The sequence below is a fragment of the Bacillus cereus group sp. MYBK220-1 genome (assembly GCF_051916445.1).
Lineage (GTDB): Bacteria > Bacillota > Bacilli > Bacillales > Bacillaceae_G > Bacillus_A > Bacillus_A cereus.
Window position 1 is genome coordinate 694156 of record NZ_JBQAGQ010000003.1, and the last position, 13062, is coordinate 707217.

The window sequence follows — 13062 nt, forward strand, 5'->3', positions numbered from 1 at the left end:
AATGCGTTGTGTAAAGAGGGATATTTAAATATTTTAAGTAAAAGAAATGGGAATTACTAAGGTTTTCCAGTATAGTAGGCTCCTTACTTTTAAAATTTAGGTCACATTCAAGGCTGAAGGCAAAGAAAGTAAAAGTAGACAACGCTTGACAATGAAAATTACGATAGATACAATGAGAATGTATATTTTTTTCTTATATACAATATACTCTTCTCAAGAAGAGAAGTAATATTCGGAGTAAGGTTTAAATCTTACCGAAATAATAATATGACATTTTAATTGTGAAATGAAGAAAGTCCCTTAAAAAAGCGGGACGACGGTCTTTGCTGTATGTTGTAATTCAATGTACATGCCGACAGTCTTTTTTCATTCATAGCAAGGGGAGGTGAAATCATGACGAGTACAGTTTGGATACTCATCTCCATTTTGCTTGCAACAGTCGGTGCAGTTGTTGGCTTTTTTGTTCGAAAGTCTATTGCTGAAGCGAAGATTAATGGTGCGGCTAATGAAGCGAGACGTATTTTAGACGAAGCGAATCGTGATGCTGAAGCACTTAAGAAAGAAGCGCTTTTAGAAGCAAAGGATGAAATTCATACACTTCGTACAGAAGCTGAATTAGAAATTCGTGACCGTAGAAGCGAATTACAAAAACAAGAAAATCGTTTAATGCAAAAAGAAGAGAACCTTGATCGTAAAGACGAAACGCTCGATAAACGCGAGCAACAGTTAGAGAAGAAAGAGGAATCTCTTGTAGCGAGACAACAACAGATTGAAGAGTTGGAAAGCAAAGTGGGAGAGTTAGTTCAAAAGCAACAAACAGAATTAGAGCGCATTTCCAATCTGACACGCGAACAAGCGAAAGCAATTATTCTTGGTAAAGTAGAAAGTGAAGTTTCTCATGAAATCGCTGTTATGGTAAAAGAAAGTGAAGTTCGCGCGAAAGAAGAAGCGGATAAGAAAGCAAAAGAGATTTTATCTCTTGCAATGCAAAGATGTGCAGCTGATCATGTTGCTGAAACAACCGTTTCGGTTGTAAATCTTCCAAATGACGAAATGAAGGGACGTATTATCGGGCGTGAAGGTCGTAATATTCGTACGTTAGAAACGTTAACGGGTATTGACTTAATTATCGATGATACACCAGAGGCGGTAATCCTTTCTGGATTCGACCCAATTCGTCGTGAAACAGCTCGTATCGCTCTTGATAAACTAGTACAGGACGGACGTATTCACCCAGCGCGTATTGAAGAGATGGTCGAAAAATCAAGACGTGAAGTGGACGAGTATATTCGCGAAGTCGGAGAGCAAACAACGTTTGAAGTGGGTGTTCACGGATTACATCCAGATTTAATTAAAATTTTAGGTCGTTTAAAATACCGTACAAGTTATGGTCAAAACGTCTTAAAACACTCTATGGAAGTTGCATATTTAACTGGACTTATGGCGGCAGAGCTTGGCGAGGATGAAAAACTAGCAAGACGTGCAGGTCTATTGCATGATATCGGAAAAGCGATTGACCATGAAGTAGAAGGAAGCCACGTTGAAATTGGTGTTGAACTTGCAACGAAATATAAAGAGCATCCTGTAGTTATAAACAGTATCGCATCTCACCATGGTGACACAGAACCAACTTCTATCATTGCAGTTTTAGTTGCAGCAGCAGATGCTTTATCAGCTGCAAGACCGGGAGCTCGTAGTGAAACACTTGAAAACTATATTCGTCGTCTTGAAAAGTTAGAAGAGATTTCAGAGTCTTATGAAGGCGTTGAAAAGTCATTTGCAATTCAAGCAGGACGTGAAGTTCGTATTTTGGTAAAACCAGATACAATCGATGACTTAGAAGCTCATCGCTTAGCTCGTGATATCCGAAAACGTATTGAAAATGAACTGGATTACCCAGGACATATTAAAGTAACTGTTATTCGTGAAACACGTGCAGTGGAATACGCAAAATAAAGTGGTGAAACACCACTTTATTTTTTTGTGTTGGAATTGGATAAAATAAAGACAGTTAGTTATATAGTATAAAAGTGAAACAAACTTATAATAAACATATTATAAGGAATTTACTTGATGCTATAGCAATAAAAAATGCAGTACATAGAAAGGGTAAGACATATGAGAATATTATTTGTTGGGGATGTAGTAGGATCTCCTGGTAGAGGTATGATTCAACAATACGTACCGGCATTAAAGAAAAAATATACACCTACAGTAACAATCATTAATGGAGAAAACGCAGCAGGTGGCCGTGGGATTACAGAAAAAATATATCGAAACTTTTTAGAATGTGGGGCGCAAGCAGTTACACTTGGAAACCACGCTTGGGATAATCGTGAAGTATTTGAATTCATCGATGATGCAAAATATCTTGCAAGACCAGCTAACTTCCCAGAAGGAACTCCAGGAAAAGGACTTATCTTTGTGAACTGTAATGGAACAGAAGTTGCAGTTATTAACTTACAAGGACGTACTTTCCTTCCTCCGATTGATTGTCCATTCCGTAAAGTGGATGAATTAATTAATATTGCGAAAAAACGTACGAATATTATCTTTGTTGATTTCCATGCGGAGACTACAAGTGAAAAACAAGCGCTAGGTTGGTATGTAGATGGGCGTGCTACAGCAGTAGTAGGTACGCATACGCATGTCCCTACAGCAGATAACCGTATTTTACCAAGCGGAACAGCATACATTACAGATGTTGGGATGACAGGGCCATATGACGGAATATTAGGTATGGACAGAGAAGCAGTATTGAAGAAGTTTTTAACAAACTTACCAGTACGATTTGAAGTAACAAGTGGTAGAACGCAATTAAGTGCAGTGTTAATTGATGTGGATCCAAATACAGGAAAAGCAAAGAAAATTGAACGTATTTTAATTAATGACGATCAACCATTTTTTGAGTAAATTCTCGTTAAATTTTAGATAAGTTATTATATTTTAATTTTTTAGAAAAATTACGAAAATTTAGCAGGAATACGCGCCATTCCTCGTGAATATAAGTTAAAGTGAAATAATTGCTAATACTTTTTAAAGAAACGAGGAGGAAACGCGGAATGGAAATATTAAAAGTTAAAGCAACGTCGGTCCCTAATTCTGTAGCTGGTGCACTTGCAGGTGTTATTCGCGAACGCGGAACAGCAGAAATTCAAGCTATTGGTGCAGGTGCATTGAACCAAGCGGTAAAGGCAGTAGCAATTGCAAGAGGATTTGTAGCGCCTAGTGGTTTGGACCTGATTTGTATCCCAGCGTTTACAGATATTATGATTGATGGCGAAGAGCGTACAGCAATAAAATTAATTGTAGAACCTCGTTAAGTTTTAAACAACCTGTTTGCAGTATGCAAACAGGTTGTTTTTATAATGGAGGAATGAAAATGAAAATTTTTGATGCTCATTGTGACGTGCTTCTTCAGTTATGGAGTGCACAAGGGAAAAGGAATTTTAACGATGATTCACAATTACATATTACATTTGAACAGTTAAAGAGAAGAAAAGGAAGTATACAATGTTTTGCTATATATGTACCAGAAACAGTGGCATATGAAAACCGATTTGAAGCAGCATTACAAATGGTAGATATTTTTTATAATGAAATTTTATCCCTACCAGGTGTAAAGTTTATTCAGACAAAAGATGATATTAACATGTTAAAACAGGACGAGGTTGGAGCGATATTAACACTAGAAGGATGCGAAGCAATTGGAAAAGAAGCAATGAAATTACGGTTGTTGTATCGCCTGGGAGTACGTTCTTTTGGACTAACATGGAATTATGCCAATCTCTTAGCTGATGGTGCGCTAGAGACACGTGGGGCGGGTTTAACGAATTTTGGTAAACAGGTTGTACAAGAACTGAATGCGCTACATGTATGGACTGATGTGTCTCATCTGAATGAAAGAAGTTTTTGGGATGTTATAGAGATTGCAAAAAATCCTATTGCTTCCCACTCAAATTGTATGAAACTTTGCGAGCACCCACGTAATTTAAACGATGAACAACTTAAAGCTCTTATAAAGAAAAATGGCATGATCGGTGTCACTTTTGTACCGCAGTTTCTAACGAATGAAAATGAAGCAAATATAACAGATATAGTAAGACATATCGAATATATTTGTTCATTAGGTGGAGAGTACAATATAGGATTTGGTTCAGATTTTGATGGGATTTTAGAAACAGTTGTAAATGTATCAGTTTATCGAGATTATGAAAATGTAATGAATGAGCTTTGTAAACACTATGCTGCATCTACTGTAGAACGATTTTTATATGATAATTTTGTAGAACATATGAGTTTTTAAGTTTTGGTTTAAAATTCAGAAAAATTAAAATTAATTCATTTGATTTTATTGCTTTTTTTAAGACCTAATACTAGAATGAAAAACAAAATAGCTTTATACTAAAGATTCAGGGAAATCAGAAGAGGCATAATTTGCGTCCGTTGTAGTTTATTTGCATAAAAAATGCTAAACTATTACTGTAAAAAAATACACTACAATGAATGCAGCCAAAAGGGGTGTAGGAGATGATTAGTCAACTTTCATGGAAAGTTGGAGGCCAACAAGGTGAAGGAATTGAAAGTACAGGAGAAATCTTCTGTATTGCATTAAACCGATTAGGATATTACCTATACGGTTACCGCCACTTCTCATCACGTATAAAAGGCGGCCATACAAATAATAAAATTCGTGTAAGTACAACAGAAGTACGAGCGATCTCAGATGATTTAGATATTTTAATTGCTTTTGACCAAGAAACAATTGATTTTAATTTCCACGAACTACGTCCAGGTGGAATTGTAGTTGCGGATGCGAAATTTAATCCAACAATACCTGACAATACAGATGTAAATCTATATGTGATACCGTTTACAGATATTGCTTCAGAATTAGGCACATCATTAATGAAAAACATGGTTGCTGTTGGAGCATCAAGTGCAGTATTAGGATTAGATGAAACAGCTTATTTAGATGTTGTTGAAGAAATCTTTGGTCGTAAAGGAGAGCAAGTCGTTCAAAAGAATATGGACGCAATTAAACGCGGCTCTCAATATATGAAAGAATTACTAGGTGAGAAAGTAAACATGATGCAGCTTGAAAAAGCTGATGGTAAAAAACGCATGTTTATGATTGGAAACGATGCAATCGCATTTGGTGCGGTAGCTGGTGGTGCTCGTTTTATGTCAGCATACCCAATCACACCTGCATCAGAAATTATGGAATACTTAATTAAAAAATTACCGAAAGTCGGCGGAACAGTAATCCAAACTGAGGATGAAATCGCAGCTTGTACAATGGCAATCGGTGCAAACTATGCTGGTGTTCGTACATTAACGGCATCTGCTGGTCCAGGTCTTTCATTAATGATGGAAGCAATCGGTTTAGCAGGTATTACAGAAACTCCATTAGTAATTGTTGATACACAACGTGGCGGCCCAAGTACAGGATTACCAACTAAGCAAGAACAGTCTGACTTAATGGCGATGATTTACGGTACGCATGGTGAAATTCCAAAAATCGTAATGGCGCCAAGTACAGTTGAAGAAGCTTTCTATGACATTGTAGAAGCATTTAACTTATCTGAAGAATATCAAGTTCCTGTTATTTTCTTAACAGATTTACAGCTTTCTTTAGGAAAACAAACAGTAGAACCACTTAAATTAGATAAAGTGGAAATTCGTCGTGGTAAGCTTGATTTAGAAGTAGAATTACCAGAACGTGAAAATAAAGCATACTTCAAGCGTTATGAAGTAACAGAAGACGGCGTTTCACCACGTGTTTTACCTGGTATGAAAAATGGTGTTCACCATGTTACAGGTGTAGAACATGATGAAACTGGAAAACCATCGGAATCAGCAATAAACCGTAAAGATCAAATGGACAAACGTTTCCGTAAAATGGAGAACTTGAAGTTTAATACCCCTGTTTATAAAAATGTTAAGCATGAAGAAGCAGACGTATTGCTTGTTGGATTTAACTCAACTCGTGGTGCGATCGAAGAGGCAATGACGCGTTTAGAACAAGAGGGTATGAAAGTAAACCATGCTCATGTGCGTTTAATTCACCCGTTCCCAACAGCTGAAATCGATCCACTTGTGAAAAAGGCGAAGCGTGTTGTAGTAGTAGAAAACAATGCAACAGGTCAGCTTGCTAACATTATGAAAATGAATCTTGGTAATGGTGAGAAAATTTCTAGTCTTTTAAAATATGATGGAAACCCATTCTTGCCGAAAGAGATTTACAACGAATGCAAAAAAGGGGTTGTATTAAATGGCAACATTTAAGGACTTTCGTAACAGTGTAAAGCCAAACTGGTGCCCAGGTTGCGGAGACTTCTCAGTGCAAGCTGCAATTCAACGTGCGGCAGCTAACGTTGGCCTAAATCCAGATGAACTTGCTGTTATTTCTGGTATCGGCTGTTCAGGCCGTATTTCAGGTTATATTAATTCATATGGTGTGCATAGTATTCATGGTCGTGCCCTTCCAATTGCGCAAGGTGTGAAAATGGCAAATCGTGATTTAACAGTTATCGCTTCAGGTGGTGACGGTGATGGGTTTGCGATTGGTATGGGTCATACAATCCATTCTATTCGTCGTAATATCGACATTACGTACATCGTAATGGATAACCAAATTTACGGATTAACAAAAGGGCAAACTTCACCACGTAGTGAAGCTGGATTTAAAACGAAAAGCACACCACAAGGTTCAATTGAACCATCACTAAATGTAATGGAAATGGCCTTAACAGCTGGTGCGACATTTGTGGCGCAAAGCTTTTCGAGTGATTTAAAAGAATTAACACAAATTATTGAAGCTGGTATTAACCATAAAGGATTTTCATTAATTAACGTATTTAGCCCATGTGTTACTTACAATAAAGTAAATACTTACGATTGGTTTAAAGAGAATTTAACGAAACTAAGCACAGTAGAGGGATATGATCCATCTAATCGCATGATGGCTATGCAAACTTTAATGGAAAATAACGGTTTAGTAACAGGGTTAATTTATCAAAATACTAAGCAACCATCATATCAAGAACTTGTTAAAGGCTATAGTGAAGAGCCTTTAGTGAAATCTGATTTAAATATGGATCAGAAAATGTTTGATGAGCTTGTTGCTGAATTTATGTAATGTAAGAAGAGGAGGTTGCCGATTTGGTAACCTTTTTTTATGTACAAAAATATAGGGTAGCCTTATTTACTTAGAAAATTCAGAATGATAAAATAATATATAAATCGTTGTATGAAAATGGCAAGTTCATTGCTTATGAAATGTAAGATAATAAAGGGCCTCTTTATTGTTAAAATTGGCGAAATACATCATACTATGGTAATGTTTATAGGGATAAAGCAATATGCTTTTTGGTAGGACAACAAGAAATGATAAAAAGGGAATGTCTATTTGCGTGGGGAAGACTTCATTCTTATGAATGATTAGATTGATTACTCAAGTTTCAAAGGACAAGTTATCTCTCAAGCTATCTAACCATTTTTGAGGTGAGTCTAGGCGCATTAAAATGGACTATAGAGTATGTATAGTTAAGGGTGAAAGGAGATTACCGATGAACGAGCAACAACGATTAGCAAGTCAACAAGCAAATTCCTCTACGAAAAAAGAAGAGAAAGATTATAGTAAATACTTTGAAAATGTATATCAACCACCTTCCTTAAAGGATGCGAAAAAGCGTGGGAAAGAAGAAGTTAAAATTGAACGGGATTTTGGCTTACCTGAAGAGTTTCGCAATTTTGGTACAGGAAGAAAGTTCTATATTCGTACATATGGTTGTCAAATGAATGAGCATGATACGGAAGTAATGGCAGGTATTTTCACCGCACTTGGATATGAACCAACTTTTTCAACTGAGGATGCAGATGTAGTTTTATTAAACACTTGTGCAATTCGTGAAAATGCTGAAAATAAGGTGTTTGGTGAGCTAGGCCATTTAAAGTCACTCAAACGAAGAAATCCAGACCTTTTAATTGGTGTATGTGGTTGTATGTCTCAAGAGGAATCTGTTGTAAATAAAATTATGCAAAAAAATCAGCATGTAGATATGGTATTTGGAACGCATAATATTCATAGATTACCGTACATTCTAAAAGATGCGATGTTCTCGAAAGAGACGGTAGTTGAAGTATGGTCAAAAGAAGGTGACGTAATTGAAAACCTTCCGAAAGTACGTCGTGGTGATATTAAAGCTTGGGTAAATATTATGTATGGCTGTGATAAATTCTGTACGTATTGTATTGTACCGTATACACGCGGAAAAGAGCGAAGTAGACGTCCAGAAGATATTATCCAAGAGATTCGTCATTTAGCTGCAAATGGTTATAAAGAAATTACTTTACTTGGTCAAAACGTAAATGCATATGGTAAAGACTTTGAAGATATAGAATACGGTCTTGGCGATTTAATGGACGAACTTCGTAAAGTTGATATTGCCCGTATTCGTTTTACAACGAGCCATCCACGTGATTTCGATGATCACTTAATTGAAGTGCTTGGAAAAGGTGGCAACCTAGTAGAACATATCCATTTACCAGTTCAATCTGGAAGTACGGATATGTTGAAAATTATGGCACGTAAATATTCGCGTGAGCATTATTTAGAACTTGTAAGAAAAATTAAAGAAGCAATTCCAGATGCAGTATTAACAACAGATATTATCGTTGGTTTTCCAAATGAAACAGATGAGCAATTTGAAGAAACGATGTCGTTATATCGTGAAGTAGGGTTTGATACTGCCTTTACATTCATTTACTCTCCTCGCGAAGGTACACCAGCTGCAAAAATGAAAGATAATGTACCGATGGAAGTAAAGAAAGAACGTCTTCAACGCTTAAATACACTAGTAAATACGTTGGCAATTGAAAAGAATAGTCGTTACAAAGGTCAAATTGTAGAAGTGTTAGTTGATGGGGAAAGTAAAAATAATCCGGAAGTACTTGCAGGTTATACTCGTACGAATAAACTTGTAAACTTCGTCGCTTCAAAATCTTTAATTGGTCAGCTTGTGAAAGTAAAAATAACGGAAGCAAAAACTTGGTCTCTTAACGGGGAATTAGTTGAAGAGCCGATTGAGGTGAAATAATAGATGAAAGTATATTCGAAAGATGACATTGTTGAACAAGCGAAAGAATTAGCAAAAATGATTTCTGAAACAGAAGAAGTTGATTTTTTTAAGAAAGCAGAGGCGCAAATTCATAAAAATGAAAATGTAAAGCGCGCAATCGATGAAATTAAAGCACTGCAAAAACAAGCAGTAAACTTGCAACATTACGGGAAATGGGAAGCTTTAAAAAAGGTAGAAGCTGAAATTGATGCATTGCAAGATAAGTTAGACAGTATTCCAGTCGTACAACAATTTAAATCTTCACAAACATACGTAAATGACTTATTACAGTTAGTTGCTAGTACAATTTCTAACAACGTAACAGATGAAATATTAATTTCAACTGGTGGTGATGTACTAAAGGGTGAAACTGGCGCAGCGGTAGAAAGTAAAAAAGGAAATTGTGGTTGTTAAAGAGATGTCATATTGACATCTCTTTTTTTGTGGATTAAACGTAAGGTCTTCTCAAAAAAAGAATGACACATTCCGCTATTGTCACGCATATGATTAAGTGAATAGTGATTGAGGAGGGTTACGAATGTCCGAATTTAGAGAGATTATTACAAAAGCAGTGGTTGGAAAAGGACGTAAGTATACAAAGTCAACGCATACATGTGAATCGAATAATGAGCCAACAAGTATTTTAGGGTGCTGGGTAATTAACCACTCGTACGAAGCAAGAAAGAATGGAAAACATGTGGAAATTGAAGGTTTCTATGATGTGAACACTTGGTATTCATTTGATGGAAATACAAAGACTGAAGTTGTAACAGAACGTGTGAACTACACGGACGAAGTAAGTATTGGTTATCGTGATAAAAACTTTTCTGGTGACGATTTAGAAATTATTGCTCGTGTTATTCAGCCGCCAAATTGTTTAGAAGCACTTGTATCACCAAATGGTAATAAAATTGTTGTAACTGTAGAACGTGAATTTGTAACAGAAGTAGTTGGAGAAACGAAAATTTGTGTAAGTGTAAATCCTGAAGGCTGCGTAGAATCAGATGATGATTTCCAAATTGCTGATGATGAATTTGAAGAATTAGATCCGAACTTTATCGTTGATGCAGAAGAAGAGTAATAGAAAGCTAGGGAGAAGTTCTTCCTAGCTTTTTACTTTACATAAGTGGCGCTGAATGAACATGATTCTTTATGAAATATGTTATAATGAAGAAAGACTCCTGAAATAGGAGATAAGAGTGTCCGTGAAATGCGACATATATGAAAATAGATTATCATGTAAGAATTATGGAGGAAAAGTATGACTCAATATACGCCTATGATACAGCAATATTTAAAGGTTAAGGCAGATTATCAAGATGCCTTTTTATTTTTTCGCTTAGGCGATTTTTATGAAATGTTCTTTGAGGATGCTGTTAAAGCAGCCCATGAACTTGAAATTACATTAACGAGCCGAGATGGCGGTAGTAGTGAACGTATACCAATGTGCGGTGTACCATATCATGCGGCTAAAAACTATATTGAACAACTTGTTGAAAAAGGATATAAAGTAGCTGTTTGTGAGCAAGTAGAAGATCCGAAAACAGCTAAAGGTGTAGTACGTCGTGAAGTAGTACAATTAATTACGCCAGGAACGATGATGGAAGGGCGTACAATTGATGAGAAAGAAAACAACTTCTTAGCCGCATTAACACATTTTGAAGATGGATCATATGCATTAGCTTGTAACGACTTAACGACTGGACAAAATACAGTAACGTTACTGACTGGTTCAGTAGAAGATATTTTATTAGAAGTGTATGCAACTGGTTCGAAAGAAATTGTTGTTGATTCTTCATTTTCTAAAGATGAACTAAACAAGTTAACTGAAACATTGAAAATGACGATTTCGTATGAAGATGCAACGGCAATTCCGGAAGGATTAGAACATCTTGTGAAAAATGTTTCACAAGCAAAATTAATTAAAGCAGTTGGACGTTTATTTAACTATGTAATAAGAACGCAAAAACGTTCTTTAGATCATTTGCAACCAGTAGAAATTTATTATACGAATCAATTTATGAAAATTGATGTACATTCAAAGCGAAATTTAGAACTGACAGAAACACTTCGGACGAAAGAAAAAACAGGATCACTATTATGGTTATTGGACAAGACGAAAACAGCTATGGGTGGTCGTATGTTAAAACAGTGGATGGAACGTCCACTTATACAGAAAGAAAGAATTGAAGAGCGTTTAGAAATGGTTGAAACGTTTGTAAATGATTACTTCTTACGTGAAGATTTAAAAGAAAAGTTAAAAGAAGTATATGATTTAGAACGCTTAGCAGGAAAAGTTGCATTTGGTAACGTAAATGCAAGAGACTTATTACAATTAAGACGTTCATTACTTCAAGTGCCAGCTATTTTAGAAGCAATTAGTTTGTTAGATAACGCTTATGCATCGAGATTAATTCAAGGTGCAGATCCATGTGAAAGCTTAACAGAATTACTAGGAAGAAGTATTCAAGAAAACCCACCGCTTTCAATTAAAGATGGAGATATTATTAAAGATGGTTATAATGACAAGCTTGATCAATATCGTTACGTGAGTAAAAACGGGAAAACGTGGATTGCTGAGCTTGAAAAAAGAGAACGTGATATTACTGGAATTAAATCGTTAAAAATCGGATACAACCGTATTTTCGGTTACTACATTGAAGTAACGAAAGCGAATCTTGCAGCACTTCCAGAAGGTCGCTATGAACGTAAACAGACGCTTGCTAATGCTGAACGTTTCATTACAGATGAACTGAAAGAAAAAGAAACGTTAATCTTGGAAGCTGAAGAAAAAATCGTACAGCTAGAATACGATTTATTTACAGCACTTCGTGAAGAAGTAAAAGTATTTATTCCGAAATTACAACATTTAGCGAAAGTAATTAGTGAATTAGACGTACTGCAAAGTTTTGCGACAGTTAGTGAAGAAGAACAGTTTGTAAAACCTGTACTGACAACGAAGCGCGAAATCTTTATTAAAGATGGTCGTCATCCTGTCGTTGAAAAAGTATTGAACGGGAAATTGTATGTACCGAATGATTGTATTATGCCAGAGAATATGGATGTCTTTTTAATTACAGGGCCGAACATGTCTGGTAAAAGTACGTATATGAGACAATTAGCACTTGTAACGGTTATGTCGCAAATCGGTTGTTTCGTACCAGCAACAGAAGCAGTATTACCTGTATTTGATCAAATCTTTACGAGAATTGGTGCAGCGGATGATTTAATATCAGGTCAAAGTACATTTATGGTCGAAATGTTAGAAGCGAAAAATGCAATTGCAAACGCATCAGAAAGAAGTTTAATTTTATTCGATGAAATTGGACGCGGTACATCTACCTATGATGGTATGGCACTTGCACAAGCAATTATTGAACATATTCATGACCAAATTGGTGCAAAAACGTTATTCTCTACGCATTATCACGAATTAACGGTGTTAGAAGAGAGTTTAGATCAACTGAAAAATGTACACGTTTCAGCAATTGAAGAGAATGGAAAAGTAGTATTCCTTCATAAAATTCAAGACGGGGCAGCAGATAAAAGTTACGGAATTCACGTTGCGCAACTTGCAGAGCTTCCAGATAGCTTAATCGCCCGCGCGAAAGAAGTGTTAGCACAGCTAGAAGGACAGGAAGAAATTATTATTCCAAAACGAGTAGAAGTGAAAGTACAAGAAGCTGCTCCAGAACCTGTAGTTGTAAAAGAGGAAATAGCAGAAATACAGGAAACGAAAGTAGAGACTGAAGAAGAATCGCAACTATCTTTCTTTGGAGGAGAACAGTCTTCGAAGAAACAAGACAAACCTCTGCTAGATCAAAAAGAAACAGCAGTATTGGCGCAAATTAAAAAAATCGATTTACTTGATATGACACCTTTAGAAGCGATGAACGAATTGTATCGCTTACAGAAAAAGTTAAAGAAAGGATGAGTAAGT

General features: G+C 36.1%; 10 protein-coding genes. All 10 read left to right on the forward strand.

The window, feature by feature from the left end; translation table 11 throughout:
* Positions 1–393: 393 nt before the first annotated feature.
* Positions 394–1956, forward strand: a complete 1563-nt coding sequence (rny, locus tag ACTFRU_RS17340) for a ribonuclease Y (RefSeq protein WP_000204911.1) — start codon at positions 394–396, stop codon at positions 1954–1956.
* Between the two features lie 162 nt (positions 1957–2118).
* Positions 2119–2913 (forward strand): TIGR00282 family metallophosphoesterase, encoded by a 795-nt coding sequence (locus tag ACTFRU_RS17345; protein WP_001221097.1) that lies wholly within the window; start codon positions 2119–2121, stop codon positions 2911–2913.
* A gap of 149 nt (positions 2914–3062) precedes the next feature.
* Positions 3063–3323, forward strand: coding sequence for a stage V sporulation protein SpoVS (gene spoVS / locus ACTFRU_RS17350; protein WP_000404341.1), 261 nt, complete (start codon positions 3063–3065; stop codon positions 3321–3323).
* Positions 3324–3382: 59 nt separating this feature from the next.
* Entirely contained in the window at positions 3383–4306 is a 924-nt protein-coding gene (locus tag ACTFRU_RS17355; RefSeq protein WP_000688045.1) for a dipeptidase, read from the forward strand.
* Positions 4307–4530: 224 nt separating this feature from the next.
* Positions 4531–6288, forward strand: coding sequence for a 2-oxoacid:acceptor oxidoreductase subunit alpha (locus tag ACTFRU_RS17360; protein ID WP_000625418.1), 1758 nt, complete (start codon positions 4531–4533; stop codon positions 6286–6288).
* The gene (locus ACTFRU_RS17365) at positions 6275–7141 is read left to right on the forward strand and encodes a 2-oxoacid:ferredoxin oxidoreductase subunit beta (RefSeq protein ID WP_000190155.1); all 867 of its coding nucleotides are present in this window, start codon (positions 6275–6277) and stop codon (positions 7139–7141) included. The genes ACTFRU_RS17360 and ACTFRU_RS17365 overlap by 14 nt, the downstream gene beginning before the upstream one ends.
* A gap of 430 nt (positions 7142–7571) precedes the next feature.
* Positions 7572–9101, forward strand: coding sequence for a tRNA (N6-isopentenyl adenosine(37)-C2)-methylthiotransferase MiaB (gene miaB, locus ACTFRU_RS17370; protein WP_001005378.1), 1530 nt, complete (start codon positions 7572–7574; stop codon positions 9099–9101).
* 3 nt (positions 9102–9104) lie between these two features.
* Positions 9105–9536: a RicAFT regulatory complex protein RicA family protein gene (locus tag ACTFRU_RS17375; protein WP_000870461.1), complete on the forward strand. Its 432-nt coding sequence runs from the start codon at positions 9105–9107 to the stop codon at positions 9534–9536.
* Positions 9537–9660: 124 nt separating this feature from the next.
* Positions 9661–10203 (forward strand): outer spore coat protein CotE, encoded by a 543-nt coding sequence (gene cotE / locus ACTFRU_RS17380; protein ID WP_001288799.1) that lies wholly within the window; start codon positions 9661–9663, stop codon positions 10201–10203.
* Positions 10204–10383: 180 nt separating this feature from the next.
* Positions 10384–13056: a DNA mismatch repair protein MutS gene (gene mutS, locus ACTFRU_RS17385; protein WP_000196026.1), complete on the forward strand. Its 2673-nt coding sequence runs from the start codon at positions 10384–10386 to the stop codon at positions 13054–13056.
* Positions 13057–13062 lie beyond the last annotated feature (6 nt).

Bases quoted from the DNA above. Each gene is read 5' to 3' on its own strand.
- ACTFRU_RS17365 (WP_000190155.1), top strand. From the start codon at position 6,275: ATGGCAACATTTAAGGACTTTCGTAACAGTGTAAAGCCAAACTGGTGC.
- cotE (WP_001288799.1), top strand. From the start codon at position 9,661: ATGTCCGAATTTAGAGAGATTATTACAAAAGCAGTGGTTGGAAAAGGA.
- miaB (WP_001005378.1), top strand. From the start codon at position 7,572: ATGAACGAGCAACAACGATTAGCAAGTCAACAAGCAAATTCCTCTACG.
- ACTFRU_RS17360 (WP_000625418.1), top strand. From the start codon at position 4,531: ATGATTAGTCAACTTTCATGGAAAGTTGGAGGCCAACAAGGTGAAGGA.
- rny (WP_000204911.1), top strand. From the start codon at position 394: ATGACGAGTACAGTTTGGATACTCATCTCCATTTTGCTTGCAACAGTC.
- mutS (WP_000196026.1), top strand. From the start codon at position 10,384: ATGACTCAATATACGCCTATGATACAGCAATATTTAAAGGTTAAGGCA.
- ACTFRU_RS17375 (WP_000870461.1), top strand. From the start codon at position 9,105: ATGAAAGTATATTCGAAAGATGACATTGTTGAACAAGCGAAAGAATTA.
- spoVS (WP_000404341.1), top strand. From the start codon at position 3,063: ATGGAAATATTAAAAGTTAAAGCAACGTCGGTCCCTAATTCTGTAGCT.
- ACTFRU_RS17345 (WP_001221097.1), top strand. From the start codon at position 2,119: ATGAGAATATTATTTGTTGGGGATGTAGTAGGATCTCCTGGTAGAGGT.
- ACTFRU_RS17355 (WP_000688045.1), top strand. From the start codon at position 3,383: ATGAAAATTTTTGATGCTCATTGTGACGTGCTTCTTCAGTTATGGAGT.